The organism is Citrobacter sp. wls619, assembly GCF_005281345.1.
Taxonomy (GTDB): Bacteria; Pseudomonadota; Gammaproteobacteria; order Enterobacterales; family Enterobacteriaceae; genus Citrobacter.
Map to the genome: position 1 here is coordinate 31143 of NZ_SZXJ01000035.1, position 25858 is coordinate 57000.

General features: G+C 53.5%; 28 protein-coding genes. 8 read left to right on the top strand and 20 right to left on the bottom strand.

Going from position 1 to position 25858, the window contains the following annotated elements; translation table 11 throughout:
• Nucleotides 1-114: 114 nt before the first annotated feature.
• Nucleotides 115-558, top strand: coding sequence for a DUF2756 family protein (locus FDX19_RS05725; protein ID WP_137381961.1), 444 nt, complete (start codon nt 115-117; stop codon nt 556-558).
• Here the strand turns inward: FDX19_RS05725 and ugpQ are convergent.
• From ugpQ to livK, 12 genes are all read right to left on the bottom strand, one after another.
• Complete coding sequence (ugpQ, locus tag FDX19_RS05730; protein WP_137381962.1) at nt 555-1298, bottom strand: glycerophosphodiester phosphodiesterase; 744 nt, start codon at nt 1296-1298, stop codon at nt 555-557. The genes FDX19_RS05725 and ugpQ overlap by 4 nt on opposite strands.
• Nucleotides 1295-2365, bottom strand: coding sequence for a sn-glycerol-3-phosphate import ATP-binding protein UgpC (locus tag FDX19_RS05735; RefSeq protein ID WP_137381963.1), 1071 nt, complete (start codon nt 2363-2365; stop codon nt 1295-1297). Before FDX19_RS05735 ends, ugpQ begins: the two co-directional genes overlap by 4 nt.
• A gap of 1 nt (nt 2366) precedes the next feature.
• Nucleotides 2367-3212 carry a sn-glycerol-3-phosphate ABC transporter permease UgpE gene (ugpE, locus tag FDX19_RS05740; protein ID WP_137381964.1) on the bottom strand — a complete coding sequence of 282 codons (846 nt, stop codon included), beginning with the start codon at nt 3210-3212 and terminating at the stop codon, nt 2367-2369.
• Nucleotides 3209-4096, bottom strand: coding sequence for a sn-glycerol-3-phosphate ABC transporter permease UgpA (gene ugpA / locus FDX19_RS05745; protein WP_137365820.1), 888 nt, complete (start codon nt 4094-4096; stop codon nt 3209-3211). The genes ugpE and ugpA overlap by 4 nt, the downstream gene beginning before the upstream one ends.
• A gap of 114 nt (nt 4097-4210) precedes the next feature.
• On the bottom strand, nt 4211-5527 hold the full coding sequence (gene ugpB, locus FDX19_RS05750; RefSeq protein ID WP_137381965.1) for a sn-glycerol-3-phosphate ABC transporter substrate-binding protein UgpB: 1317 nt from the start codon (nt 5525-5527) through the stop codon (nt 4211-4213).
• Between the two features lie 237 nt (nt 5528-5764).
• Nucleotides 5765-6172 (bottom strand): dTDP-glucose pyrophosphorylase, encoded by a 408-nt coding sequence (locus FDX19_RS05755; protein ID WP_137381966.1) that lies wholly within the window; start codon nt 6170-6172, stop codon nt 5765-5767.
• Nucleotides 6173-6287: 115 nt separating this feature from the next.
• A complete protein-coding gene (locus tag FDX19_RS05760; protein ID WP_137381967.1) occupies nt 6288-6569 on the bottom strand; it encodes a hypothetical protein in 282 nt (93 codons plus the stop codon).
• Nucleotides 6570-6670: 101 nt separating this feature from the next.
• Nucleotides 6671-7384 carry a high-affinity branched-chain amino acid ABC transporter ATP-binding protein LivF gene (gene livF, locus FDX19_RS05765; protein WP_137381968.1) on the bottom strand — a complete coding sequence of 238 codons (714 nt, stop codon included), beginning with the start codon at nt 7382-7384 and terminating at the stop codon, nt 6671-6673.
• Nucleotides 7385-7401: 17 nt separating this feature from the next.
• Entirely contained in the window at nt 7402-8169 is a 768-nt protein-coding gene (gene livG, locus FDX19_RS05770; protein ID WP_048213581.1) for a high-affinity branched-chain amino acid ABC transporter ATP-binding protein LivG, read from the bottom strand.
• On the bottom strand, nt 8166-9443 hold the full coding sequence (gene livM / locus FDX19_RS05775; RefSeq protein ID WP_137381969.1) for a branched chain amino acid ABC transporter permease LivM: 1278 nt from the start codon (nt 9441-9443) through the stop codon (nt 8166-8168). The genes livG and livM overlap by 4 nt, the downstream gene beginning before the upstream one ends.
• The gene (livH, locus tag FDX19_RS05780; RefSeq protein ID WP_003023435.1) at nt 9440-10366 is read right to left on the bottom strand and encodes a high-affinity branched-chain amino acid ABC transporter permease LivH; all 927 of its coding nucleotides are present in this window, start codon (nt 10364-10366) and stop codon (nt 9440-9442) included. The genes livM and livH overlap by 4 nt, the downstream gene beginning before the upstream one ends.
• Before the next feature lie 61 nt (nt 10367-10427).
• Nucleotides 10428-11537 (bottom strand): high-affinity branched-chain amino acid ABC transporter substrate-binding protein LivK, encoded by a 1110-nt coding sequence (livK, locus tag FDX19_RS05785; protein WP_137381970.1) that lies wholly within the window; start codon nt 11535-11537, stop codon nt 10428-10430.
• 423 nt (nt 11538-11960) lie between these two features.
• Here livK and panM point away from each other — a divergent pair, with 423 nt between their 5' ends.
• Entirely contained in the window at nt 11961-12344 is a 384-nt protein-coding gene (gene panM / locus FDX19_RS05790) for an aspartate 1-decarboxylase autocleavage activator PanM (protein WP_137382196.1), read from the top strand.
• A 195-nt stretch (nt 12345-12539) separates the two neighbouring features.
• Here panM and livJ read toward each other — a convergent pair whose 3' ends face one another.
• The 5 genes from livJ to ftsY all read right to left on the bottom strand — a co-directional run bounded on the left by livJ (nt 12540) and on the right by ftsY (nt 18277).
• On the bottom strand, nt 12540-13643 hold the full coding sequence (gene livJ, locus FDX19_RS05795) for a branched chain amino acid ABC transporter substrate-binding protein LivJ (RefSeq protein ID WP_170974354.1): 1104 nt from the start codon (nt 13641-13643) through the stop codon (nt 12540-12542).
• A 269-nt stretch (nt 13644-13912) separates the two neighbouring features.
• Nucleotides 13913-14767: an RNA polymerase sigma factor RpoH gene (rpoH, locus tag FDX19_RS05800; RefSeq protein WP_003023425.1), complete on the bottom strand. Its 855-nt coding sequence runs from the start codon at nt 14765-14767 to the stop codon at nt 13913-13915.
• Nucleotides 14768-15022: 255 nt separating this feature from the next.
• The gene (ftsX, locus tag FDX19_RS05805) at nt 15023-16081 is read right to left on the bottom strand and encodes a permease-like cell division protein FtsX (protein WP_137381972.1); all 1059 of its coding nucleotides are present in this window, start codon (nt 16079-16081) and stop codon (nt 15023-15025) included.
• Nucleotides 16074-16742: a cell division ATP-binding protein FtsE gene (gene ftsE, locus FDX19_RS05810; RefSeq protein ID WP_137381973.1), complete on the bottom strand. Its 669-nt coding sequence runs from the start codon at nt 16740-16742 to the stop codon at nt 16074-16076. Before ftsE ends, ftsX begins: the two co-directional genes overlap by 8 nt.
• A gap of 2 nt (nt 16743-16744) precedes the next feature.
• Entirely contained in the window at nt 16745-18277 is a 1533-nt protein-coding gene (ftsY, locus tag FDX19_RS05815) for a signal recognition particle-docking protein FtsY (RefSeq protein WP_137381974.1), read from the bottom strand.
• A 151-nt stretch (nt 18278-18428) separates the two neighbouring features.
• Here ftsY and rsmD point away from each other — a divergent pair, with 151 nt between their 5' ends.
• Both rsmD and FDX19_RS05825 read left to right on the top strand, forming a co-directional pair.
• Nucleotides 18429-19025, top strand: a complete 597-nt coding sequence (rsmD, locus tag FDX19_RS05820; protein ID WP_137381975.1) for a 16S rRNA (guanine(966)-N(2))-methyltransferase — start codon at nt 18429-18431, stop codon at nt 19023-19025.
• The gene (locus FDX19_RS05825; RefSeq protein ID WP_137381976.1) at nt 19015-19290 is read left to right on the top strand and encodes a DUF1145 family protein; all 276 of its coding nucleotides are present in this window, start codon (nt 19015-19017) and stop codon (nt 19288-19290) included. The genes rsmD and FDX19_RS05825 overlap by 11 nt, the downstream gene beginning before the upstream one ends.
• A gap of 100 nt (nt 19291-19390) precedes the next feature.
• On the opposite strand, the gene FDX19_RS05830 is transcribed toward FDX19_RS05825, so the two are convergent.
• Nucleotides 19391-19750: a DUF2500 domain-containing protein gene (locus FDX19_RS05830; RefSeq protein ID WP_137381977.1), complete on the bottom strand. Its 360-nt coding sequence runs from the start codon at nt 19748-19750 to the stop codon at nt 19391-19393.
• A gap of 141 nt (nt 19751-19891) precedes the next feature.
• On the opposite strand from FDX19_RS05830, the gene FDX19_RS05835 reads away from it, so the two are divergent.
• Entirely contained in the window at nt 19892-20518 is a 627-nt protein-coding gene (locus FDX19_RS05835; protein ID WP_137381978.1) for a lysoplasmalogenase, read from the top strand.
• A gap of 75 nt (nt 20519-20593) precedes the next feature.
• Nucleotides 20594-22792, top strand: coding sequence for a Zn(II)/Cd(II)/Pb(II) translocating P-type ATPase ZntA (gene zntA, locus FDX19_RS05840; RefSeq protein WP_137381979.1), 2199 nt, complete (start codon nt 20594-20596; stop codon nt 22790-22792).
• A 79-nt stretch (nt 22793-22871) separates the two neighbouring features.
• Here zntA and tusA read toward each other — a convergent pair whose 3' ends face one another.
• Entirely contained in the window at nt 22872-23117 is a 246-nt protein-coding gene (tusA, locus tag FDX19_RS05845) for a sulfurtransferase TusA (protein WP_005121576.1), read from the bottom strand.
• 168 nt (nt 23118-23285) lie between these two features.
• On the opposite strand from tusA, the gene FDX19_RS05850 reads away from it, so the two are divergent.
• On the top strand, nt 23286-23951 hold the full coding sequence (locus FDX19_RS05850; protein WP_137381980.1) for a 7-cyano-7-deazaguanine/7-aminomethyl-7-deazaguanine transporter: 666 nt from the start codon (nt 23286-23288) through the stop codon (nt 23949-23951).
• Nucleotides 23952-24023: 72 nt separating this feature from the next.
• Complete coding sequence (locus tag FDX19_RS05855) at nt 24024-24581, top strand: DcrB family lipoprotein (protein ID WP_005121574.1); 558 nt, start codon at nt 24024-24026, stop codon at nt 24579-24581.
• 3 nt (nt 24582-24584) lie between these two features.
• Here the strand turns inward: FDX19_RS05855 and FDX19_RS05860 are convergent, their stop codons facing one another.
• Nucleotides 24585-25802, bottom strand: a complete 1218-nt coding sequence (locus FDX19_RS05860) for an MFS transporter (RefSeq protein ID WP_137381981.1) — start codon at nt 25800-25802, stop codon at nt 24585-24587.
• Nucleotides 25803-25858 lie beyond the last annotated feature (56 nt).

Consider the following 25858-nt stretch of genomic DNA (forward strand, 5'->3'; position numbering starts at 1 on the left):
TATTCTCCAGATTTATGGGGTCGGCCCCCACTAAGCCTGGTGCATAACTCTGAAATAATCATCGTAACGGCGAGAAAGGAGTAAACTTAAACGATCCCCGAGAGGAGAAAAGCGATGAAACGACTCTTACTTTTAGCCATGCTATTGCCGTTTGCAGGCTTTGCACAGCCAATCAACACCATGAATAACCCGAATCAACCCGGTTATCAGATCCCGAGTCAACAGCGTATGCAAACACAAATGCAAACGCAGCAAATTCAACAGAAAGGAATGCTCAACCAGCAGTTGCAAACGCAGACACGCATGCAGCAACAGCATATGGAAAACCAGATCAACACCAACTCCCAGCGAGTACGTCAGTCTCAGCCAGGTGAGTTGAATTCCGGTCAGCAGCAAATGCTGCCCAACAACAATGGCGGGATGTTAAACGGAACGCATAACCCGGACAACTCGCTGAATAAACAGCAACAGATGCTCCCGGAAAAAAAGAATGGCGACATGCTAAAACCGTCCAGCACGCCGCAACCTAACGTTCCGTTAAAAACGCTTGGACCTTAACAGGGCTGGAAATCCGGCCCGATGACATCAATCGCATCGGTACAAATGCAGTCTACTCCCCAGCGTAGCAGTTCTGCCGCGCGCTGGGGTCGGTTGACGGTATACACCAGAATCCGCAGCCCCGCATCGCGCAACGCATCCACCCGCGCCTCATCCAGCAGCTTATGATTAAGATGAATAGAGACGCAACCCAACCGGGTGGTGAGCTCTCGCCAGTCTTCGCGCCACTCATCAAGCAGCAAACCACGCGGCAGCTCAGGCACCACCTGCTGCGCTGCTTCAAGCGCATCAATTTCAAAAGATGACAGCAGCGGCGGCGTCATTCCCGACCACAGTTCACGCGCAGTCAGTGCCACGGCTTTGCCGGTCAGCGTCCCGGTTCCGGTGGTCGGTTTGATTTCAATATTCGCCATCATGCCATGCAGGCGGCAGCGCTCGGCCACCTGGGAGAGCAGCGGCAATGGCTCGCCTTTAAACTCACCGCTAAACCAGCCGCCGGCATCAACACGCAGAAGATCCTGCCAGTTCAGTTCACCCGCCACGCCCCAGCCGTTGCTGGTACGTTCCAGATTGTCGTCATGCAGCAGAAAGATCTCACCGTCTTTCGACAATTTGGCATCGAATTCAATCATGGTGTGACCGTATCGCGCCCCCACGTCAATCGCCGCCAGGGTATTTTCCGGTGCCAGCTTACCGCCGCCACGATGGGCGACAATATGGGGATAAGGCCAGTTACTCATACGCGTTGTCCTGTTTCGCCATCAAAGAGATGCAAATGATTTTCTGGCAGATGCAGCCATAGCGTGCTGCCTGCCGTCGGGCGATGCTGATGCGCCAGTCGCACCACCAGCTTTTGCTCACCCCAACGTCCGTGCGCCAGGTTATCTGCGCCCAGCATTTCCAGCGTATCTAACACCAGCGGCACGCCGCCTTCGGCCTGCGAGCTTAGCGCAATATGCTCCGGGCGGATACCCAGCGTCATGTTACGCCCACCAGATTCCCTGGCGCTTCTGCCGATCGGCAATGTCATACCGCCCTCCAGCTCAAAATGGGTGCCAGAAGCGCTAACGTACCCATCCAGCAGGTTCATCGCCGGGCTACCGATAAAGCTTGCCACAAAGCGACTGGCGGGTTTTTCGTAGACTTCCACTGGCGTGCCAATCTGTTCAGCAATGCCCTTGTTCATCACCAGCACACGCTGGGCCAGCGTCATCGCCTCAACCTGATCGTGTGTGACGTACAACGAGGTGGTTTTCAGTCGGCGATGCAGATGTTGTAACTCAAGACGCATCTGCACACGCAGCTTGGCATCGAGGTTAGAAAGCGGTTCATCAAACAGGAATACCGCCGGATCACGAACAATCGCCCGCCCCATCGCCACACGCTGACGCTGGCCGCCAGAAAGCTCGCGCGGACGGCGTTTGAGCAGTTCGCCCAGTTCAAGAATACGCGCCGCCTCTTTCACCCGTTCGGCAATATGCTCCTTGCCCATTCCCCGAATCTTCAATCCCCAGGCCATGTTTTCTTCCACGCTCATATGCGGGTAGAGTGCATAGTTCTGGAACACCATCGCAATGCCACGATCTTTCGGTTCCATTTCGGTGACGCGCTTATTATCAATCCAGATGTCGCCGCCGCTCACCCGCTCCAGGCCGGCGACCATCCGCAGTAGCGTAGACTTTCCGCAACCGGATGGGCCTACCATCACAATGAATTCCCCGTCCGCGACGTCCAGCGTCAGCGGTTTAATCACCTGGGTTTTGCCGTCCCAGCTTTTGGTTACTGCCTGTAGTTTTAAACCAGCCATTTTATTTCTCACTGTCCACTAAACCACGCACAAACGCGCGCTGCATGGCTAACACGATGATTACCGGAGGGATGAGCGTCAGCAGCATGGCTGCCATTACCTGATTCCACTGTGTGGTGCCTTCACCGGTGGCAATCATGCCTTTGATGCCTGCTACGGCGGTGCCCAGGTTAACGTCGGTAATAATTAGCAACGGCCACAGATACTGGTTCCAGCCGTAGATGAAGGTGATGACGAACAGCGCCGCCAGATTGGTTTTCGACAGCGGCAGCACGATATCGCGGAAAAAACGCATCGGCGACGCACCGTCAATTCGCGCCGCTTCAACCAGTTCATCTGGTAGCGTCATAAAGAACTGACGGAACAGGAAGGTGGCGGTAGCCGATGCCATCAGCGGCAACGTCAAACCCGCATAACTGTCGAGCATCTTCAGATTGGCGATCACCTCCACCGTCGGGAAGATACGCACCTCCACCGGCAGCATCAGGGTGATAAAAATCATCCAGAAGAACAGGTTACGCAGAGGAAAGCGAAACCAGACAATGGCGAATGCGGAGAGCATCGAGACGGTGATTTTTCCCACCGTAATACTGAATGCCATGATGAAACTGTTGAGCATCATCAGCCAGAACGGTGCGCTATTCACCCCCACACCATTGACCCAGATGTATTTCATGTTTTCCAGCAGTTGTGTGCCGGGCACCAGCGTCATCGGCGTTTCAAACACCGCTTTGTTATCCAGCGTCGCCGCAACAAACGCGACGTACAGCGGAAACAGGATCACCATGATCCCCAGAATCAACATGGTATGGCTGAATATTGTCAGCCCGCGACGATTCTCTATCATTGGTAACGCACCTTACTTTCCACATAGCGGAACTGCACCACCGTCAAAATAATGACGAGGAACATCAGCACCACCGACTGCGCGGCTGATGCGGAGAGATCCAGTCCGACAAAACCTTCACGATAGATTTTATAAATTAGCGTGGTGGTAGCCTGCACCGGCCCACCCGCTGTCGCAGCATCGATCACCGGGAAGGTGTCAAAGAAGGCGTAAACCAGGTTCACCACCAGCAGAAAAAAGCTAACCGGCGCAATCAGCGGCAGCGCCAGCTTAAAGAAGCGGCGAATCGGCCCTGCGCCATCAATTGCAGCCGCTTCGATCAGTGAACGCGGGATCGACTGCAGTGCGGCAAAGAAAAACAGGAAGTTGTAACTAATCTGCTTCCAGACCGATGCAAACACCACCAGAAACATCGCCTGACCGCTGTTTTGCGCATGGTTCCAGTCATAGCCAAATTCACCGAGAAAATGGGTAATCAGTCCGCGTCCTGGGTTAAACAGGAAGATCCACAATACGGCTGCGACGGCAGGCGCAACGGCGTAGGGCAACAGCATCAGCGTTTGATAAAAACGGCTGCCGCGTACCACATAATTCACCAACGCGGCAAAAAATAACGACACCAACAGGCCGCTTACCGTAACCAACGAGCTGAACTTGATAGTGGTCCAGAACGAATCAAGGTAGTACGGGTCATGGAACAGTGCGACAAAGTTTTCCAGTCCGACAAACTGGCTGGAAAGACCAAAGGGATCAACGCTTTGCAGTGAGTACCACAGCGCTTCACCGGCAGGCCAGATAAAGAAAATAACGGTGATAACCAACTGCGGGGCAACCAGTAGATAGGGAAGCCAACGCGAACGGAACACCGGACGGGATGAGGACATGTAGGTTTTTTTCCTGGAAGGTGCCGGATGGCGGTGCAAGCACCTTATCCGGCCTACAAACTACGCGTATTTGTAGGCCGGGTAAGGCAGAGCCGCCATCAGGCACTTATACACTTAAGACTTGGTCGATTGCTCAAAGCGGCGCAGTAACTGGTTGCCACGTTCAACGGCGGCATCCAGCGCCTGCTGCGGGGTTTTCTTCCCGGTCCAGACGCTTTCCAGCTCTTCATCCACGATGGTGCGGATCTGTGGCATGTTGCCCAGACGCAGCCCTTTGGTGAACGGCAACGGCGGCTTGTTCAGCATCTGGCGGGTGGCGATATCAGCCCCAGGGTTCTTTTCATAGAAGCCCTGCTCGCGGGTCAGATCGTAGGCGGCAGTGGTGATGGGCAGATAACCGGTTTTCTGGTGCCATTCGGCAGCAATTTCAGGTTTCGCCAGGAAGTTGAGGAACTCCGCGACGCCCTGGTAGGTTGCTTTGTCTTTACCCTGCATTACCCACAGGCTGGCCCCGCCGATAATGGCGTTCTGCGGCGCGCCCTTCACGTCGGCATCGTACGGCATCATCCCGACACCATAGTTGAATTTAGCGTAGTGGCGGATGTCAGCCAGAGAGCCGGACGATGCTGTGGTAATCGCACAATCACCGTTGTAGAACTTCTCGGTGGATTCATCTTTACGCCCGAAATAGCTGAAATCGCCCTTTTTATTCAGCTCTTCCAGTAGCGCGATATGTTTCACCTGCTCCGGCTTGTTGAACTCCAGTACAGCATCGGTACCGTCAAAACCGTTATTTTTAGTCGCGACCGGTAATCCGTTCCAGGCGCTGAAGTTTTCAATCTGGATCCAGCCCTGCCAGCCGCTGGCATAGCCGCACTTCATGCCTGCGGCTTTCAGCTTCGCGGTGTATTCCGCCAGATCCTGCCAGGTTTTCGGCGGTTGCTCAGGATCTAAACCGGCTTTTTTGAAGGCATCTTTGTTGTAGTACAGCACCGGGGTGGAACTGTTAAACGGCTGAGAGAGCAAGTGTCCGGTTTTAGAGTCGGTGTAATAACCTGAAACCGTCGGCACGAACTGAGACTCATCGAAGTTAATCCCGGCCTCTTTAAACACTTCGTAGACGGGTTTAATGGCTTTGGAGGCCATCATCGTGGCGGTACCGACTTCATAGACCTGCAGCAGCGCAGGTGCATTTCCGGTACGGAAGGCGGCAATGCCTGCACTCAGGCTCTGCTCATAGTTGCCTTTGTACTGCGGAACAATTTTGTAGTCCGGATGAGCCTCATTAAAACGTTGCGCCAGTGAATCAACTTCTTTACCCAGTTCGCCTTCCATTGAATGCCAGAACGGGATGGTGGTAACGGCCAGTGCCTGACCTGCAAATGCCAGGCTAAGTGCCAGTCCTAAAGCTGTATGTCGTAACGATATCATCGGTTATCTCTCTTGTTGTGCCGTATGCGCGATATCACGCGTTTTATGCTCGCGGGGGTAACATGACATGCTCGAATGACAGAAAAATAACTTTTTTATTACAAAAAAAAGATAGTAAGGCGACAAACAGATGGCAAGGCGGTGAAAGCGGAGTGACAGGAAAATGCGGGGTGGAGCACAACAAAGCCGGGGAGGTGCCTTACCCGGCCCATAAAAAGATTTGCCGTACAGATGAGATCACTCAGGTTGTGCGAACGTAAACTCCAGCGCCAGGCCCAGGATCTGCATACCATGAATGTTATCTTCCGGAGATATCGCCACCAGGCTTTCCAGAAACTTGAGTCGCCGTGACTGGGCGTTGATGATGAGTTTTCCCCGTAATGCAGGAAGCTTCAGTGAAGAGATGGGATAAACCACGCGCCCACAGACTTCCACCGGCAGCTTGCGCAAATCGACTTGCTGAAGCACGCCCACAGAGGAATACAGCAGCGCTACAGGCGTTACGGCGAGCAACGGTGAGGGACTAATACTGACGAAATCCAGCAGAAGTTCTGGACGCAGATAGTTCAGCCCATTAAACGAAACCGTGACGCCATCAATTGCGGGCATGGGCTGCACATTAGTTTGATGCAGTGAATCATTCATGCAATTACCATTGATATAAAATATAAATCAAGCTATTGATTATGCAGAATATAGCGTACAAATGCTGGGACAGAACTCGCAATCCCTGAAGGTATGAATGATTGCGTTGCCAGTCTTACTCTCTTCGCCAGCGGCGTTCATATTCGTTCTGTAAACGCTGCTGCTCCCGCCGCTCACGGTCACGCTGGATATCCGATTTTTCATCTTCCCAGCCCGGACACACTGAACTGCTGAATACCTCGCAGGGTGAGTTGGATTGTGCTGACGGGTTGACCGGCTTTTCTTGCCATATTGCAGGATCGCGCGGATCGAAAGTTTGCTCTTTCACTGCCTGCGCACTGAATGAGCAGGCCACTAGTAGACTTCCAATCGCCATACCGGCACCTGAACGTGTCATCCTTTCTCCGTGTTCATTTTTATTATTGATAATCATTATCAATAATAACATAGCGCAATAAAAAAGGGGCCTGCTGAGCCCCTTGTCTATTTAGATAACGGTTAACCGCCCAGATAAGCGCTACGCACCGCTTCGTTCGCCAGCAATGCATCACCGGTATCTTCCAGCACCACGTGACCGTTTTCCAGCACGTACCCACGGTCAGCGAGTTTCAGTGCCTGGTTGGCGTTTTGTTCGACGAGGAAAATCGTCATCCCCTGCTCGCGCAATTGCTCAATGGTGTTAAAGATCTGCTGGATGATGATCGGTGCCAGCCCCAGCGACGGCTCATCAAGCAGCAACAAACGCGGCTGGCTCATCAAAGCCCGGCCAATCGCCAGCATCTGCTGCTCACCACCAGACATGGTTCCCGCACGCTGGATACGACGCTCATGCAGGCGTGGAAACAGGTCGTACACCCATTTGATGCGTTCCTGAAACTGGTCGCGCTCGGCAAAAAAGCCCCCCATCGCCAGGTTCTCTTCTACCGTCATACGGGAAAACACACGACGCCCTTCCGGGACAATCGCCACCGCTTCACGCATGATTTTTGCCGTCTGCCAGTCGGTAATATCTTTACCATCAAAGACAATACGCCCACTTGTTGCCCGCGGATCACCGCACAGCGTCCCGAGCAGCGTGGTTTTCCCCGCGCCGTTGGCACCGATAAGCGTCACGATTTCACCCTGATTGATGTACAGGCTGACATCGTGCAATGCCTGGATCTTGCCGTAGTGGGCGTTGACGTTGTCAAAAGACAACATGACTTTTTCCATCTTATGCCTCACCACCATTATGCTTCACCTAAATAGGCGCGGATCACGTCCGGGTTGTTACGAATCTGCTCCGGTGTCCCGTTCGCCAGCGGCGTCCCCTGGTTCACCACGTAAATACGGTCAGAAATGCCCATCACCAACTTCATATCGTGCTCAATCAGCAAAATGGTGGTGTCGTGATGATCGCGCAGTTCAGCAATCAGCTCGTCCAGCTCTTTGGTTTCTTTCGGGTTGAGGCCCGCAGCAGGTTCATCGAGCATCAGAATTTCCGGCTGAGTGACCATACAACGGATAATCTCAAGGCGGCGCTGGTCGCCATAGGCCAGGTTGCTCGCCTGCCGGTTAGCATGCTGCAGCAGGCCGATACGATCAAGCCAGGTGGCGGCGCGGTCCAGCGCTTCATCCTGCGCGCGGCGAAAAGCCGGAGTTTTTAACAGCCCGGAGAAAACCCCAGCTTTCAGTTGCTGATGTTGCGCCACCAGTAGGTTTTCAATCACCGTCATTTCGCGAAACAGACGCACATGCTGGAAGGTACGCACCACGCCCATACGCGCAATTTGCTGGCCCGGCAGCCCTTCAAGGTGCTGGTCGCGCAGCTTAATTGTCCCGCCGGTCGGCTTATAGAACCCGGTCAGGCAGTTGAAGACCGTGGTTTTCCCCGCGCCGTTCGGGCCAATCAGAGAGACAATCTCTTTTTTATGCAAATCCAAAGACACATTGTTGACCGCCAGCAGGCCGCCAAAACGCATCATCAGGCCGCTAACCGATAATAATGGCTGACTCATGCCTGCTCTCCTTTGGCTTCCCCGTTTTTCAGCTTCAACTGTGGACGGGTCATCGGCAGCAAGCCCTGCGGACGCCAGATCATCATCAGTACCATCAAACCACCCAGCATTAACATGCTGTATTCATTGAAATCACGCATCAGCTCACGTGAGACCACCAGCAGGATGGCCGCCAGGATCACCGCAAACTGCGATCCCATCCCCCCCAGCACGACAATCGCCAGCACAAAGGCCGACTCGGCAAAGGTGAACGATTCCGGGCTGACAAAACCCTGGCGCGCGGCAAACAGCGTTCCGGCAAAACCGGCAAACGCAGCGCTGATGGTAAAGGCGGTCAGCTTGATGCGCGTAGGGTTTAAGCCCAGTGAACGGCAGGCAATTTCATCTTCACGCAGCGCTTCCCATGCACGGCCCAGCGGCATACGCAGCAGGCGGTTGATGACAAACAGCGAGAAGACCACCAGCAGCAGCGCCACCAGGTAGAGGAAAATCACACGATCAGAGGGATCGTATTTCACGCCAAAGAAGTTGCTGAAGGTATCCCAGCCGCCTTCACGGGCACTACGGCTGAATTCCAGACCGAAAAAGGTGGGTTTAGGGATCTGGCTGATACCGTTCGGGCCACCGGTGACTTCAGTATTATTGAGCAACAGAATACGCACGATTTCGCCAAAGCCTAAGGTCACTATCGCCAGGTAGTCGCCGCGCAGACGCAGAACCGGGAAGCCAAGCAGGAACCCTGCCGCCGCCGATACCAGTCCCGCCAACGGCAAACAGGTCCAGAAACCAAGACCATAATAGTGGTTCAGCAGCGCAAAGGTATACGCACCAATGGCATAGAAGCCGCCGTAGCCCAGCACCAGCAGGCCGGAAAGGCCGACCACCACGTTTAAGCCGAGGCCGAGGATGATATATATCATCGTCAGCGTAGCGATATCCACCGTGCCGCGCGACACCATAAAGGGCCATGCGACAGCAATGACCAGCAGCGCCACCAGGAACAGCTTCTGTTTGACGGTTGAGCCATCAATCGCCGGCAGAATGAACTTCGGTCCGGAGACGCTCTTCAGGCTCTTCTGGAAAACGGGACGCAGCAGTTGGAAAAGAAAGACCACGCCGGTACCGATAAACACCCACTGCCAGCGGATATCCGCAGCGGTATCCACCACCAGCTTCGTGCCATCCAGTTCAAGTTGAACGCCCATGAAGACGCCCGCCAGGATGAAAAACATGACCGCTGAAAGCAGCGCCATTGCAAAATGCATCGGTTTCATACTTTCTCTACCTCCGGGCGACCCAGAATACCGGTCGGCATTACCAGCAGCACCAGAATCAGCAGTGCGAATGACACCACATCTTTGTATTCCGTACTCAGATAAGCAGAGGAGAGCGCTTCCGCCACGCCCAGAATCAGGCCGCCGATCATCGCCCCTGGAATGCTACCGATACCGCCAAGAACCGCCGCGGTAAAGGCTTTCATCCCGGCCATAAAGCCAATATAGGGGTTAATTACACCGTAGAACTGTCCAAGCAATACACCTGCTACCGCCGCCATTGCTGCGCCAATCACAAAAGTCAGCGCGATCACGCGGTCAGTGTTAATGCCGAGCAGGCTAGCCATTTTCAGGTCTTCCGCGCAGGCACGACAGGCGCGTCCCATACGCGAATAGCGGATAAACAGCGTCAGCGCCAGCATCGCAAGGAAGGTCACAATCCAAATAACCAGCTGCATGGTGGTGATGGACGCAGAGAAGTTTTCACTGCTACCGACAGTCCACTGACCGTTAAACAGGCTAGGCAGTGCCACGTCGCGTGAGCCTTCCGTCAGACTGACGTAGTTTTGCAGGAAAATAGACATCCCGATGGCGGAAATCAGCGCAATCAGGCGCTTGGAGCTGCGTACGGGCCGATACGCCACGCGTTCAATGCTCCAGCCGTAGGCGCTGGCAATCACGATGGCACCGACGAAGCCCGCGGCAACCAGCAGCCAGCTGGAATCAATACCCATCATCATTAGCGCAGCGATGATCATAAAGGAGACATAACTGCCGATCATATACACCTCGCCGTGGGCGAAGTTGATCATGCCGATAATGCCGTACACCATCGTGTAGCCAATGGCGATCAGCGCGTAGGTGCTTCCCAGCGTGACGCCGTTAAACATCTGCTGCAAGAAATAGAGGAACTGCTCGGACATAAGGTAACCTTTTTAAACCCGCCCGTTTTGCACGGGCGGTGGGATAACGCGTCTTCAGGTATTACTTCGCGACAGTCGATGAACCATCCGCGTGCCACTGGAAGACACCAAACTCAAATCCCTTCAAATCGCCTTTTTCGTCCCATTTCAGCGGCCCAATCACGGTATCAGCCCCGTGTGCTTTCAGATCTTTCACCAGGTCCAGCGGCTCTTTGCTACCGCTGCGATCCATTGCTGTCGCCAATGACTGGACAGCTGCATAAGTGATCCACACGTATGGTCCGGTTGGATCTTTCTTCTCAGCGTTGAGCGCATCAACGATAGCTTTGTTCGCCGGATCCTGGTCATAGCGTTTTGGCATGGTAACCAACATGCCTTCAGCGGCATCACCAGCAATGTTAGACAGTGAGGCATTTCCCACGCCCTCTGGCCCCATAAACTGCGTCTTCAGGCCAACTGAACGCGCCTGACGCAGCATTTGCCCCATTTCCGGGTAGTAGCCACCGTAATAAACGAAGTCGATATTTTCTTTTTTCAGGCGAGCGATCAGCGCAGAAAAATCTTTCTCCCCGGCGGTGATCCCATCAAAGAAGACGATGTTGGCTTTACCTGCTTTCAGGCTGTCTTGCACCGAACGCGCCAGGCCTTCACCGTACTGCTGTTTGTCATGAATGATGGCGATACGCTGTGGCTTCACCTTCTCCAGGATGTATTTCGCAGCAGTCGGCCCCTGAGAGGAGTCCAGACCCGCGGTGCGCATGATGTGCGCGTAACCACGCTGCGTCAGTTCCGGGTTAGTCGCTCCCGGAGAAATCATCAGAATGCCTTCATCTTCGTAAATATCTGATGCCGGTTGAGTCGATGAAGAACACAGGTGACCAATTACGTACTGAATGCCGTCATTGACGATTTTGTTCGCGACGGCAACGGCCTGTTTCGGATCGCAGGCATCGTCATATTCCACGGCAACCAGTTTGTCGCCTTTGATCCCGCCTTTGGCATTGATATCTTTAATGGCCTGACGTGCGCCATTAAATTCCATATCACCCCACTGCGCGACCGGACCTGACATCGCGCCGACAACAGCGACCTTGATATCTTCCGCCATGACCGCGTGTGACATTGCCAGTGCTATCACCCCTGCGATGATTGTTTTCGCATTCCGTTTCATTACCTGAATCCCCATTCGTGACGTAATTAATATTTTGTATTTATATGGTTAAAAAGCAGACTGTGCTTTTTTTGAACTGCACTATTTTTACCAGTCTCATTAATGGTTTAGCACAGTTTTTTAAGCAAAATCAGGCTAAAATCTCTATATTTCAGTCGATTAAGAAAAGATAATATTCTGCTTTTCACTATAGATAAACAAAAAAAAGTGCGTTTGTCAGCATAAAATAACGGTACAAAGAGCCGAATAAAATGCTGCATTCCAGGGTATTATTCTGCCTGTTTTTCAATCTTTACTGTTTCAAACTGCCATTGCCGTTGTCACAAAACGATTAACCTGGTTAATCGCATAAAAAAGAGAAAGCATCCGAGTAAATTATTTCGGTACACTGATTCCATCTTTTGTGATTTGGACATGCTGTTAATGAAGCTGACCATCGTTCGTTTAGAAAATTTCAGTGCTCAGGATCTCATCGATCTTGGCAAAATCTGGCCGGAATATTCCGCCTCATCATTAAGCGTAGATGAAACGCACCGGATCTATGCCGCACGCTTTAACGAGCGCCTGCTTGGCGCAGTACGCGTCACCCTGAGCGGTACGCAAGGCGCGCTGGATTCCTTACGCATACGCGATATCACCCGTCGTCGTGGCGTTGGGCAGTATTTGGTTGAAGAAATTCTCCGCGAAAACCCTGACGTGAGTTCATGGTGGATGGCCGACGTCGGCGTTGAAGACCGCAGCGTGATGGCCGCGTTTATGCAGGCGTTAGGGTTTACAGCCCAGGAGAATGGCTGGGAAAAAAGATAAAAAAGCCGGATGGCGCTGACGCTTATCCGGCCTACATGCTGGGAGCAAAAAATAAAAAACCATCTCGCAATTTTCCAAGAATTTCACGTTGCAGGAAGGCGGCAAGTTATGAAGTCCCCGGGAGCTTACATAAGTAAGTGACCGGGGTTGAATAACGTAGCCAACGCATCTGCAGCGCGAAAGGCGCCGGGAAAATTATTTGGCGTCTGTCGCCGTACCATTAGCATGCCAGTCAAACACGCCGAATTCGAAGCCTTTCAGATCGCCCTTCGCATCCCATGACAGCGGCCCCATTACGGTTTCCACTGAGTTTGCTTTCAGGTATTTGGCGATTTCAGCCGGATCGTCAGACTGGTTCAGACCGGCCTGCAAGGATTGCAGCGCGGCGTAGGTGGTCCATACGAATGCGCCGCTCGGATCCTGTTTCTTGGCTTTAATAGCATCCACAATCGGTTTGTTCGCCGGTACCTGGTCGTAGTTCTTCGGCTTAGTCACCAGCAAACCTTCTGCCGATTCACCCGCGATGTTAGACAGCGACACGTTCGCGACCCCTTCTGGTCCCATAAACTGGGTTTTCAGACCCGCAGCGCGTGCCTGGCGCAGGATCTGGCCCATTTCCGGGTGATAACCGCCGTAGTAAACGAAATCGATGTTCTCTTTCTTCAGACGAGCCACCAGCGTAGAGAAGTCTTTCTCACCGGCGGTGATCCCGTCGAAGAACACCACGTCAGCGTTGGCTTTCTTGAGGTTGTCCTGCACGGAGCGCGCCAGACCTTCGCCGTACTGCTGTTTGTCGTGAACGATAGCAATGCGCTTCGGTTTCACTTTTTCAACAATATATTTGGCGGCCGTTGGGCCCTGATCGGAATCCAGACCAGTGGTACGCATCACCAGTTTATAGCCGCGCGCGGTCAGTTCCGGTGCCGTTGCCGCAGGGGTGATCATCAGAATACCTTCGTCTTCATAAATATCTGATGCAGGTTGAGTGGACGATGAGCACAGGTGGCCGATAACGTATTTAATCCCGTCGTTGACCACTTTGTTAGCAACCGCTACCGCTTGTTTCGGGTCACAGGCATCGTCATATTTCACCATGACCAGTTTGTCGCCTTTCACACCGCCCTTGGCGTTGATATCTGCAATAGCCTGTTCTGCGCCGGTAAATTCCTGATCGCCATACTGCGCCACCGGGCCGGACATCGCGCCGACGACGGCAACTTTAATATCCTTAGCAAAGGCCATATTGCTCAAAGACAGGGCGATACATCCTGCCAATAACGCTTTACCCTTCATATTCATCCTGACAATCCCCATTATTGTGGTTATTACGTGTGTTGTGATGTTGTTGTTCAGCACTTTATATCGATTATTGGATAGCCACCCGTGCTTTAGCAGCATACTCTGCTAAAACATACCCGATTTTTATTATTTTGGAATAGCTAAATTTGACATGCAGATAACAACTTGATGACAAAAAGCATAAACGTCAGGAGGGAGGGGAGAGATAAAAACAAAAAACCCCGGATTTTCATCCAGGGTTTATCAGCATTTCCAGGTCGGCTGGAAGGTTACGCTTCGATTGCGGCGCGCAGTTTTTTCATGGCGTTCTTTTCAAGCTGACGAACACGTTCAGCGGAAACGCCGTAGCGATCGGCCAGTTCCTGCAACGTAGACTTGTTGTCTTCGTCCAGCCAGCGGGCGCGGATAATATCCTGACTACGCTCGTCCAGACCTTCCATTGCATGAGTCAGCTTGTTCGCGGCCTGATCTTCCCAGTTATCCTCTTCAATGCCATCAGCAAAGTTGGAGGATTTATCCTGCAGATACAGCACCGGAGCCATCGGCTGGCTATCGGACTCGTCGTCCGAAGACATGTCAAATGTCATGTCCTGCGCCGCCATACGGGATTCCATTTCGCGCACGTCTTTGCTGGAAACACCCAGTTCGCGGGCAACCATTTCCACTTCATCCTGATTAAACCAGCCCAGACGCTGCTTGGTTTTACGCAGGTTAAAGAACAGCTTGCGCTGTGCTTTGGTGGTCGCGACTTTCACGATACGCCAGTTACGCAGGACATATTCGTGGATCTCAGCTTTGATCCAGTGCACGGCGAAGGAAACCAGGCGTACACCCACTTCCGGGTTGAATCGACGCACGGCTTTCATCAGGCCGATATTACCTTCCTGAATCAGATCCGCCTGCGGCAGGCCATAGCCCGCGTAGTTACGAGCAACATGAACAACAAAGCGCAGGTGAGACAGGATCAGCGTTTTAGCTGCTTCCAGATCGCCCTGGTAATGCAGCTTTTCAGCCAGTGCCCGCTCCTCGTCAGCCGACAACATCGGCCACGCGTTCGCAGCCCGGATGTAAGACTCCAGGTTACCAACAGGGGCTAAAGCTAAATTTTGCATTTCTTTGGTCATTCAAATCCTCTCAATCTTTGTCATCTGGCGCGTTGGTAAAAACCAATAGCAACAACCATGCCAGAGCTTATGAGCAACGAGAATATCATTCAATCTTTTATCAGACAGTGATTTTATCCACAAGTTCCATGTCGTAATGTGTATAAATTACGCACAAAATGTGACATCACGATGAATGCGCCGGGAAGAGAAAACAGGGCTCTTTCCCTGCAGAGCGAACTACTCAGTGCAGGGAAAGATTATACCAGAGATTTTTTAATCGGGGGTAAAGTGGCGTAAATGTTGAACCGTGGCAAGCCAGGCTGCCACCCAGCCAATCATCGAGCACACCAGCAGCAATAACAGGCATTCGTCGAATGATAAACCGTTGATATCAAACTTCGTTCCGAAAATTTGCGCCACTTCCGTGACCGCTGATGACAGTCGCATCACCAAAATTTCTGACAAAATCAGTGAAAGAAATGCGCCAGAAAAACCGAGCAGCGCGCCGCCGTAGAGGAACGGACGCAGGATAAATCCATCCGTTGCACCAATCAGTTTCTGCACGTTAATGGTATCGCGACGCGCAAAAATGCTCAGACGCACGCTGTTACCGATGACCAGGAAGACCGCCGCGACCATCAGCACGCCAATCATCGCTGACACACGACCGACCAGGCCCGTTAACGCAGCCAGTCGCGCAAACCAGCTGTCATCCATGCGTACTTCATCGATACCGTTGATTTGTGCAATGCGATCACGCAGCGTGTTCAGTGATTCCGTGCCCTGGAAATCCAGTTTCGGAATCACCACCGCCACGGCCGGCAGCGGGTTCTCTTCCAGCATATCCAGCGCGCCGCCAAAACCAGACCAGTTACGGAATTCGCCCAGCGCATCGTCGCGGGAAAGATAATTCACTTTCTCCACACCCTGCTCGGCCTGCAACTGCCCCACCACACGTGCCGCCGCATCATCATCCAGCGTTTTTTGCAGATATACGGTGATCTGCGGGGACGGGTAATACTGGCTTGCCGCCTGGTTCACGTTCTTGTAGACCATGTAACAAACACTTGGCAACGTCAGTGAGATCGCGATAACCATCACCGTCAGAAACGTCGCCAGCGGCTTGCTTTTCAGGTCCTGTAACGCGCCCTGGAACGCATAACGTACCTGCTCGTTAAAAACATTGGTTTTACGCGAGTTCGGCTTTGGCGCGGCTTTCGCCCGCTTTGGCGCGTTGCGACCACCGTCACCCGGCGCACCGCCCGATTTACGGAAACGATCCAGTCGTCCACCGAACTGTTTGATTTGATTGATAGCGTCGCGTCTATTCATTCACCAGGCCTCCGTGCAAGTGTCCGTCACTCAGGACTAGCTGGCGATAAGAACGACGGGAGATCAGCCCAATATCGTGCGTCGCCATTAATACCGTTACCCCGACGCGATTAAACTCTTCAAACAAGCGAAGGATCCCTTCAGACAGCGCGTCATCCAGGTTCCCCGTTGGTTCATCCGCCAGCAGTACCGCAGGTTTATTCACCACCGCACGGGCAATGCCCACGCGCTGTTGTTCACCGCCGGAGAGCTGAATCGGGAAGTTTTTCGCTTTGTCCAATAGCCCGACTTTATCCAGCGCCGCCGACACGCGACGACGAATATCGTCCCCGCTGGCACCCGCAATGATCAGTGGGATTGCCACGTTGTCGAAGACGGTTCTGTCCATCAACAGGTGGTGATCCTGAAAAATCATGCCGATCTGACGGCGCAGAAACGGCACTTCACGGTTTTTCAAACGGCTGATGTCGTGCCCGCTGAAGTAGATTTTCCCGGCGCTGGGCCGTTCAATTCCACAGATCAGCTTCAGCAGGGTACTTTTACCCGCGCCGGAGTGGCCGGTCAGAAACGCCATCTCGCCAGGCTGCATATGGAATGTGACTCCCTGCAGCGCTTGTCTCCCACCGAGATAGGCCTTGCTGACATGTTCAAAGCGAATCATTGTTAATCCTCTCGGGCAAAAAGTGCCTCTATAAAATCGCCCGCTTTAAACGGACGTAAATCCTCGATACGTTCGCCCACACCGATATAGCGGATAGGGATGCCAAACTGATCGGCAACCGAGAAAATGACCCCGCCTTTCGCCGTTCCGTCCAGCTTGGTCAGGGTGATACCGGTTAAACCCACCGCTTCATGGAACAGTTTGGCCTGGCTTATCGCATTCTGCCCGGTGCTGGCATCGATAGTCAGCATAACTTCATGCGGCGCATCTTCGTCCAGCTTCTTCATCACACGAACGATTTTTTTCAATTCTTCCATCAGGTGCGATTTGTTCTGCAAACGCCCTGCGGTATCAGCGATCAGCACATCTACGTTTCGCGCCTTCGCCGCCTGAATAGCGTCAAAGATAACGGAGGCAGAATCCGCACCGGTATGCTGAGCAATCACCGGAATATTGTTACGCTGACCCCAGACCTGCAACTGCTCTACCGCCGCGGCACGGAAAGTATCGCCCGCCGCCAACATCACTGATTTACCCTGCTGCTCAAACTGACGCGCCAGCTTGCCAATGGTGGTGGTTTTACCCACGCCGTTAACACCAACCATTAAGATAACAAATGGCGTTTTACCCTCAACATTCAGCGGTTCATCAACTTTAGCCAGAATCTCGCCCATCTCATCTTTCAGCAGGCCGTACAACGCTTCCGCATCTTTAAGCTGCTTGCGGCTGGCGCCTTCCGTCAGATTCGCAATGATCTTGCGGGTCGTTTCTACGCCCACATCGGCGATCAGCAGTTGCTCTTCCAACTCTTCAAACAGATCATCGTCGATCTTTTTACCACGGAACAGACTGATAAATCCGGAACCGAGGTTTTCTTTTGTTTTCAGAAGGCTACGCTTCAGGCGCGCAAAGAAACCTTCTTTCGTCGGTTTTTCCTGCTCCTGCACAGCGTCTTCTACCACCGCCTCTTCTGCTGCTGGCGTGTCTTCAACAGGCTCCACAATCGCGGCATCTTCAGCAATTTCTTCCACCGCTTCAGCTGCCAGCGCCTGTGCTTCCAGCTCTTCATCAGTTAGCTGTGGCTCGTTTTCAGCTTCTTCTTCAACGGCCTCAACAATTTCAACGGTTTCCGCTTCAGCCTGCCACTCTTCTGCTGAAACGTCTTCGGCTTTAACCTCTTCCGGCAGCGGTAATTCTTCGTGTTCGGTCACTGCCGCGGGTGCCGGTGTTTCCACTATTGATTCAACGACCGGTTCAACGTCCGGTTGCTGTTGTTGAGCAACAGATTCTTCTTCCGGCTGCAGTTTTTCAATTTCCGCAACCTGTTCAGTGACGTCAACAACTTCAGCGGCAAAGGCTTCTGTTTCTGCCTCGCTATGCGTTTCCTGCGCGCGTGACGGCTCATCAACGACGGTTGCTTCTTCAGTAACCGGTTGTTGTTCTTCGTTTTTTAGTTCTGTCTCGTTTTCCGGTGCCTGCTCTTTTTGACCAAAGCCCAGCCAGGAAAAAAAGCCACGTTTTTTCTCTTTCGCCATTTGCGACTACACTCCCCCGCTGTTGCTTCATGGCACAGCGTCAACGCTATGTACATAGCAGCTAAAAAAATGATGAAATAGTCTATCACTTAACTTAACTCACATCACCGCCTGGAATGACATGCTATAGGCGGATTGAGCAATAATAGAAATGAAAAAACCGAATCACTCAGGCAGCGGTCAGATCCGCATTATTGGCGGGCAATGGCGAGGCCGTAAACTCCCGGTTCCGGACAGTCCGGGTCTACGCCCAACGACCGACCGTGTACGCGAAACGCTGTTTAACTGGCTGGCCCCGGTGATGGTCGATGCTCGTTGCCTTGATTGCTTTGCTGGCAGCGGCGCATTGGCTCTGGAAGCACTCTCCCGCTATGCGGCAGATGCCACGCTTCTGGAGATGGATCGCGCGGTTTCGCAGCAGTTACAAAAAAATCTCGCCACGCTGAAGGCAACACATGCCCGCGTCATCAACGCCAACACCCTGACGTTTTTAGCCCAGACGGGTACGCCGCATAACGTAGTGTTTGTTGATCCACCGTTTCGCAAAGGATTACTGGAAGAAACATTAACACTTCTGGAAACGCGCGGCTGGCTGGCAAACGAAGCGTATATTTACGTTGAAAGCGAAGTCGAAAACGGCCTGCCTGTTGTTCCGGTTAACTGGTCGTTGTACCGCGAAAAAGTGGCTGGGCAGGTTGCTTATCGCCTGTATCAACGTGAAGCACAAGGAGAGCAACATGCTGATTAATCTGGGACGTCTGTTAATGCTGTGCGTCTGGGCATTCCTGCTCCTGAATATTTTTCAACCGTTCCCACGTCCGCTCAATATCTTCGTGAATGTGGCGCTGGTGTTTATGGTGCTGATGCACGGCATGCAGTTGGCGCTGCTGAAATCCACCATGCCGAAAGATGGCCCACAAATGACCCGCGGCGAGAAAATCCGTATTTTTCTGTTTGGCGTATTTGAACTGCTGGTCTGGCAGAAGAAGATTAAAGATCAGTTGAAGAAGTAACTGCAATCTTTTCGCCCGGCGGCGCGTCGCGGGCCGGGACGACTAAACCTGTAGGCCGGATAAAGCGTAAGCCGTCATCCGGCATCAGCCAAATGAAACCTTAACGTTCAGCCGTAAAATCAACAAAACGCGAACCCTTGTAGCTCAGCATGCCTTTGTCGCCAACCGTTAACGCATGATACTGCTGGGCATCAAGACGAAAGGTCTGCTCCAGGCCGCCGCTTTGCGGTTTGAAGCTGGCTTCATAGCGCATGCTGGTGCCCGCTGGCGTCACTTCCTGTTGACGTGAACGCCGGTCATTTAGCGGCTTCTCTCGCTTATTACTCACCACCACCCTTTTTTGCACCAACGGTGCAGCATCATTTTCCGCTTTTTCCCGCCGCTGCTGAACAAAACGAAACGACGCGGCAATAACGATTAAGACAATGATCACAATAAAAAAAAGGGGTGGCTTACTCATATTATTAACCCATCAGAAAATGCGGAAATAAGCATACCTTGCCTGTTATGGTGTTGTCATCTGGCGGTATCGGACTCTACACTGGTCAATAGAGCCGTAAGCACCCCGCTTACGAAAAAATAACGAATTCAAGGAACTAAGATGCTTTGGTCGTTTATCGCTGTTTGTCTTTCCGCATGGTTGTTCGTGGATGCTTCCTATCGTGGACCCGCCTGGCAACGCTGGGTCTTTAAACCCCTGACGTTATTGCTCCTGCTGCTGCTGGCCTGGCAGGCGCCAATGTTTAACGCCATCAGCTACCTGGTACTGGCCGGCTTGCTTGCCTCGCTGCTGGGTGATGCGTTGACGCTATTGCCACGTCAACGTCTGTTGTACGCCATTGGCGCGTTTTTCCTGTCACACCTGCTGTATACCATTTACTTCGCCAGCCAAATGACGCTGTCGTTCTTCTGGCCTTTACCGCTGGTGCTGCTGGTGTTAGGTGCGTTGCTGATCGCTGTGATCTGGACTCGCCTGGAAGAACTGCGTATCGCCATATGTACCTTTGTCGGTATTACTCTGATGATGGTCTGGATGGCAGGCGAACTGTGGTTCTTCCGCCCGACCGCGCCGGCGCTGTCCGCATTTTTGGGGGCCTCTCTCCTGTTCATCGGCAACATTGTCTGGCTGGGGAGCCATTACCGTTACCGCTTCCGCGCGGACAACGCGATTGCGGCGGCTTGCTACTTCGCCGGGCATTTCCTGATTGTTCGTTCGCTGTATCTTTAAAAACCCTTGACTCTGGAGTCGACTCCAGAGTGTATCCTCCGGTTAATACGAAATGATTATCAATCGGAGGATGCCATGTCGACACCAGAGGCCAATGGCAAAAAAGCCCCACAGTTCTCTTCATTCAAGCTCGCGCCTGCACCGCAGAAAGCTGATGACTGCTGCTGTGAAGGCAGTTGCTCAACCCCACCACCCGTTTCTGCAACCGTATTAGGTACTCGCTATTCCTGGAAAGTCGCGGGCATGGATTGCGCGGCCTGTGCGCGTAAAGTTGAAAATGCGGTCCGCCAGGTCAGCGGTGTTAACCAGGTTCAGGTTCTGTTCGCTACCGAAAAGCTGGTGGTGGATGCCGGTTCCGATGTCCGCCAGCAAATTGAAAGCGCAGTGCAGAAAGCCGGCTACACCCTGCGCGATGAGCAGGCGCCAGAAGAAGCCCCAGAATCACGGTTTAAAGAAAATCTGCCGCTGATTTCATTGATTATCATGATGGCCATCAGTTGGGGACTGGAGCAGTTCAATCACCCCTTCGGCCAGATAGCCTTTATCGCCACCACACTGGTGGGTCTGTACCCCATTGCACGTCAGGCGCTACGCCTGATGAAGACCGGTAGCTACTTTGCCATTGAAACGCTGATGAGCGTCGCCGCCATCGGGGCATTGTTTATCGGTGCAACGGCGGAAGCGGCCATGGTACTGCTGCTGTTTTTAATCGGCGAGCGCCTGGAAGGATGGGCTGCCAGCCGCGCCCGTAAAGGGGTCAGCGCGCTAATGGCGCTGAAGCCGGAAACCGCCACACGCCTGCGTAACGGCGAGCGCGAAGAGGTGGCCATTAACACCCTCCAGCCAGGCGACATCATTGAAGTTGCCGCCGGAGGACGTTTACCCGCCGACGCTAAACTGGTTTCGGGTTTTGCCAGCTTTGATGAAAGTGCATTGACGGGTGAATCTATTCCGGTTGAGCGGGCATTGGGCGAAAAAGTCCCGGCAGGTGCCACCAGCGTAGACCGACTGGTCACTCTCGAGGTTCTCTCTGAACCCGGTGCCAGCGCAATTGACCGTATTTTGAAACTGATTGAAGAGGCCGAAGAGCGTCGCGCCCCTATTGAGCGTTTTATTGATCGCTTCAGCCGGATTTATACCCCGGCCATCATGGCGATTGCCTTGCTGGTCACGCTCGTACCGCCGCTGCTGTTTGCCGCTTCCTGGCAGGAATGGATTTATAAAGGGCTAACGCTGCTGCTGATCGGTTGCCCGTGCGCACTGGTGATTTCAACCCCTGCCGCAATCACTTCCGGATTAGCCGCAGCGGCGCGTCGCGGAGCGTTAATCAAAGGCGGTGCCGCCCTGGAACAGTTGGGTAGAGTCACGCAGGTGGCGTTTGATAAAACCGGCACCCTGACCGTCGGTAAACCGCGCGTCACGGCTATTCATCCGGCAAGTGGGGTAGACGAAGCCGAACTGCTGGCGTTGGCAGCGGCCGTTGAACAAGGCGCAACGCATCCGCTGGCCCAGGCCATTGTCCGTGAAGCACAGACGCGTGAACTGAGTATTCCGCTGTCGACAGAACAGCGTGCGCTGGTTGGCTCAGGGATTGAAGCACAGGTAAACGGCGAGCGCGTACTGATTTGCGCGGCAGGCAAACATCCTGCTGATGCCTTTGCCGGGCAGATAAGCGAACTGGAAAGCGCAGGCCAAACCGTCGTGCTGGTCGTGCGTAACGATGCCGTTCTCGGCGTACTGGCCTTGCAGGACACGCTGCGCGACGATGCCCGCACCGCCATCAGCGAGCTGAATCAACTCGGTGTGAAAGGGGTGATCCTGACCGGCGACAATCCTCGCGCAGCAGCCGCTATTGCCGCTGAACTGGGGCTTGAATTCAAAGCGGGGCTGTTACCGGAAGATAAAGTGCGGGCCGTTACCCAGCTCAACCAACTGTCACCACTGGCGATGGTCGGCGATGGGATCAACGACGCGCCGGCGATGAAAGCCGCCACCATCGGCATTGCCATGGGTAGCGGAACCGATGTTGCGCTGGAAACTGCCGATGCGGCCCTGACGCATAACCGTCTGCGTGGCCTGGTGCAAATGATCCAGCTGGCGCGCGCAACCCACGCCAATATTCGACAAAACATTACGATTGCGTTGGGTCTGAAAGGGATTTTCCTTGTTACCACGCTGCTGGGGATAACCGGATTGTGGCTGGCAGTACTGGCAGATACGGGGGCAACGGTGCTGGTGACCGCCAACGCGCTGCGCTTATTACGTAAAGGATAATGTATGTGTGTGCCGGATGCGGCGTTGCCTTATCCGGCCTACAGGTTACACAGCGTGAGCGCCATCCGGCATAACAAGATTACTGCCCTTTGCGCAGCAGATAGCGGTACGGCAGCGAGTCGGTCTCTTTTGCCACCAGCTCATGTTCCATAAAAGTACAGAAGCCGGGAATATCGCGGGTTGTCGCCGGATCGTCTGCAACAATCAGCAGCGTCTCACCGGCCTGCATGCCACGCACGGTTTTACGCACCATCATGACCGGTTCCGGGCAGCGCAGCCCCTGCGCATCAAGAGTATGGTCGGGAGAAGTAAACAGATCGCTCATCGTAGTCTCATTCATACAAAAACGGCGTTATTTTACGCTCTGTTGTGGCGTAAGCCAATCAGGTTAACGATTGCGTGAAAAACAACCATTGCAATGTGTTTTTAAAGCAGTATCATGCGACGGTTTTTTATTGGGTTCCCTCACCCCATCCAACAAAAAGGTCACAATATGACTCCGTTTACACAAAATCAGCGCGTAAAAGCGTTGTTCTGGCTATCGCTATTTCATCTGCTGGTGATCACCTCCAGCAACTATCTGGTGCAGCTTCCGATCTCCATCTTTGGTTTTCATACCACCTGGGGCGCGTTTAGCTTTCCGTTTATTTTCCTCGCGACCGATCTGACCGTGCGTATCTTTGGCGCGCCGCTGGCAAGACGTATCATCTTTGCCGTGATGGTTCCTGCGTTGCTGATCTCCTATGTCGTGTCTTCACTGTTCTATATGGGCTCCTGGCAAGGTTTTGATGCACTGCTGCACTTTAACCTGTTTGTCGCCCGTATCGCCGCCGCCAGTTTTATGGCTTACGCGCTGGGACAAATTCTGGATGTGCACGTCTTTAACCGCCTGCGTCAGAACCGTCGCTGGTGGCTCGCCCCTACGGCCTCAACGCTGTTTGGCAACATCAGCGATACGCTGGCGTTTTTCTTTATCGCCTTCTGGCGCAGCCCGGATGCCTTTATGGCCGAGCACTGGATGGAAATCGCGCTGGTCGATTACTGCTTCAAAGTGCTGATCAGCATTATTTTCTTCCTGCCGATGTATGGCGTGTTGCTGAATATGTTGCTGAAAAGGCTGGCAGATAAATCTGAAATCTCTGCATTGCAGACGAGTTAAAGGTTCATTTTCCGAGTTGTGATAAGATGGACGAATGAGCCGTTATGGCCGTTTATCGAAAGGAAGAAGTCAATGCGCAATCTGGTTAAATATGTCGGTATTGGCCTGCTGGTTATGGGGCTTGCGGCCTGTGATAATAGCGATACAAAAGCGCCAGCAGAGGGTGCTGCCGCACAAAGCAGCGCCGCCGGACAACCGGTTAACCTGCTCGACGGCAAACTCAGTTTTTCCCTGCCGGCAGACATGACCGATCAGAGCGGCAAGCTGGGCACCCAGGCCAACAACATGCACGTTTATTCTGACGCAACCGGCCAGAAAGCGGTGATTGTGATTGTCGGTGACGATACCAGTGAAGCACTGCCTGTACTGGCAAAACGTCTGGAAGATCAGCAGCGTAGCCGTGACCCGCAGCTGCAGGTGGTCACTAACAAGTCAATTGAGCTGAAAGGCCACACGCTGCAGCAGTTAGACAGCATCATTTCAGCGAAAGGCCAGACTGCCTACTCCTCCGTGGTGCTGGGTAAAGTGGACAACCAACTGCTGACCCTGCAAATCACGCTGCCTGCTGACGATCAGCAAAAAGCACAGACCACGGCAGAAAACATCATTAACACGCTGGTTATCCAGTAACGGTTAAGACGATGACGCGGCCTCCGGTGACACCACCTGAGGCCGTTTTTTTAGCCGCCATGTCAGCAACAACGCCACCGCTACCAGCCCGGCTGCCGCCAGATAGATAACCGGCACGCCCGCCCATGTCATCACCAGCCCGGCCAGCGGCCCGGTGACACCCAGCGACAAATCCATAAATACCGTATAGGTCGCCAGTGCCGCGCCCTGGTTCTGCTGCGGGACCGCTTTTACCGCGACCACACCCAGCGCCGGGAAGACTAACGAGAACCCTGCGCCGGCCAGTAGCACGCCCATTTTCGCCATCCACGGCATGGAAGCCATCCCGACCAGCAACAGCCCAACAATTTCGACGCTAAAGCAGATCATCGCGACATTCAGCCCGCCTAAGCGGTTGATGCCATTTGGGAATAGCAGACGAGTACCGACAAACGTGCAGCTAAATAGCGTCAGCGCGAATGCCGCGCCGTCCCAGCCTTTCGCGTCGTAAAACAGGGTAATAAACGTGGCGATCACCCCAAAGCCGGCAGAAGCCAACGCCAGTGCCATACCGTACGGCCAGACTCGCCCAAGCACCGCGCGAAACGGTAACGGCTTGCCCTTGCCGGCCTTCACTGCCGGACGCGGCAGCGCCAGCAATATTGCCAGCAGCGCCACGGCCATCACGGTCAGCGCCAGCCCCTGTAAGCCACCCCAGGCGTAGCACAGCACCCCCAACGGCGCACCGATCGCCATCGCCCCATAAGTGACGATACCGTTCCATGAAATCACCCGTCCAATGTGCATTGAGCCAACCACCCCAACGCCCCACAATGTAGAACCGGTCCCGGCAAAGCTTTGCCCGATACCCAGAATCACGCGCCCCAGGCACAGTAGCAATAAACTGGCCAGCGGCCAGCCATGCGCGCTCCCTGCCAGCAAATAGCCCAGACCACTTAAAAAACAGCCGCACAGCCCAAATACCACAATCTTTTTCGGCCCCAGCAAATCGGCATACCGACCGGCATGCGGGCGGCTCAACAACGTCGCGAAGTATTGCAGACTGATAACCAGCCCGGCCCAGAAGGCACTAAATCCCATCACATCATGGACATAACCCGGCAATACCGCAAGCGGCAGGCCGATGGTCAGATAGCTGGCGAAGTTAAACATCACCACGGAGACAATGCGCAGGTTAAGGCGTAAACCGCTCAGCGTCGGTTCAGCGACGGGTTCGGGCATGGAGGGTCACCACATATTCACAACAGTGTTTCATTTCTACCATGTTGCAGCCCAGA

Excerpts from the sequence above, each read along its gene's own strand:
- ftsX (WP_137381972.1), bottom strand. The coding sequence starts at position 16,081 with ATGAATAGACGCGACGCTATCAATCAAATCAAACAGTTCGGTGGACGA.
- FDX19_RS05835 (WP_137381978.1), top strand. The coding sequence starts at position 19,892 with ATGCTTTGGTCGTTTATCGCTGTTTGTCTTTCCGCATGGTTGTTCGTG.
- FDX19_RS05725 (WP_137381961.1), top strand. The coding sequence starts at position 115 with ATGAAACGACTCTTACTTTTAGCCATGCTATTGCCGTTTGCAGGCTTT.
- panM (WP_137382196.1), top strand. The coding sequence starts at position 11,961 with ATGAAGCTGACCATCGTTCGTTTAGAAAATTTCAGTGCTCAGGATCTC.
- livK (WP_137381970.1), bottom strand. The coding sequence starts at position 11,537 with ATGAAACGGAATGCGAAAACAATCATCGCAGGGGTGATAGCACTGGCA.
- FDX19_RS05860 (WP_137381981.1), bottom strand. The coding sequence starts at position 25,802 with ATGCCCGAACCCGTCGCTGAACCGACGCTGAGCGGTTTACGCCTTAAC.
- FDX19_RS05755 (WP_137381966.1), bottom strand. The coding sequence starts at position 6,172 with ATGAATGATTCACTGCATCAAACTAATGTGCAGCCCATGCCCGCAATT.
- ftsY (WP_137381974.1), bottom strand. The coding sequence starts at position 18,277 with ATGGCGAAAGAGAAAAAACGTGGCTTTTTTTCCTGGCTGGGCTTTGGT.
- ftsE (WP_137381973.1), bottom strand. The coding sequence starts at position 16,742 with ATGATTCGCTTTGAACATGTCAGCAAGGCCTATCTCGGTGGGAGACAA.
- zntA (WP_137381979.1), top strand. The coding sequence starts at position 20,594 with ATGTCGACACCAGAGGCCAATGGCAAAAAAGCCCCACAGTTCTCTTCA.
- rpoH (WP_003023425.1), bottom strand. The coding sequence starts at position 14,767 with ATGACCAAAGAAATGCAAAATTTAGCTTTAGCCCCTGTTGGTAACCTG.
- livJ (WP_170974354.1), bottom strand. The coding sequence starts at position 13,643 with ATGAATATGAAGGGTAAAGCGTTATTGGCAGGATGTATCGCCCTGTCT.
- livH (WP_003023435.1), bottom strand. The coding sequence starts at position 10,366 with ATGTCCGAGCAGTTCCTCTATTTCTTGCAGCAGATGTTTAACGGCGTC.
- ugpB (WP_137381965.1), bottom strand. The coding sequence starts at position 5,527 with ATGATATCGTTACGACATACAGCTTTAGGACTGGCACTTAGCCTGGCA.
- ugpQ (WP_137381962.1), bottom strand. The coding sequence starts at position 1,298 with ATGAGTAACTGGCCTTATCCCCATATTGTCGCCCATCGTGGCGGCGGT.
- FDX19_RS05850 (WP_137381980.1), top strand. The coding sequence starts at position 23,286 with ATGACTCCGTTTACACAAAATCAGCGCGTAAAAGCGTTGTTCTGGCTA.
- FDX19_RS05825 (WP_137381976.1), top strand. The coding sequence starts at position 19,015 with ATGCTGATTAATCTGGGACGTCTGTTAATGCTGTGCGTCTGGGCATTC.
- rsmD (WP_137381975.1), top strand. The coding sequence starts at position 18,429 with ATGAAAAAACCGAATCACTCAGGCAGCGGTCAGATCCGCATTATTGGC.
- ugpA (WP_137365820.1), bottom strand. The coding sequence starts at position 4,096 with ATGTCCTCATCCCGTCCGGTGTTCCGTTCGCGTTGGCTTCCCTATCTA.
- livF (WP_137381968.1), bottom strand. The coding sequence starts at position 7,384 with ATGGAAAAAGTCATGTTGTCTTTTGACAACGTCAACGCCCACTACGGC.
- FDX19_RS05855 (WP_005121574.1), top strand. The coding sequence starts at position 24,024 with ATGCGCAATCTGGTTAAATATGTCGGTATTGGCCTGCTGGTTATGGGG.
- ugpE (WP_137381964.1), bottom strand. The coding sequence starts at position 3,212 with ATGATAGAGAATCGTCGCGGGCTGACAATATTCAGCCATACCATGTTG.
- livM (WP_137381969.1), bottom strand. The coding sequence starts at position 9,443 with ATGAAACCGATGCATTTTGCAATGGCGCTGCTTTCAGCGGTCATGTTT.
- livG (WP_048213581.1), bottom strand. The coding sequence starts at position 8,169 with ATGAGTCAGCCATTATTATCGGTTAGCGGCCTGATGATGCGTTTTGGC.
- FDX19_RS05830 (WP_137381977.1), bottom strand. The coding sequence starts at position 19,750 with ATGAGTAAGCCACCCCTTTTTTTTATTGTGATCATTGTCTTAATCGTT.
- FDX19_RS05760 (WP_137381967.1), bottom strand. The coding sequence starts at position 6,569 with ATGACACGTTCAGGTGCCGGTATGGCGATTGGAAGTCTACTAGTGGCC.
- tusA (WP_005121576.1), bottom strand. The coding sequence starts at position 23,117 with ATGAGCGATCTGTTTACTTCTCCCGACCATACTCTTGATGCGCAGGGG.
- FDX19_RS05735 (WP_137381963.1), bottom strand. The coding sequence starts at position 2,365 with ATGGCTGGTTTAAAACTACAGGCAGTAACCAAAAGCTGGGACGGCAAA.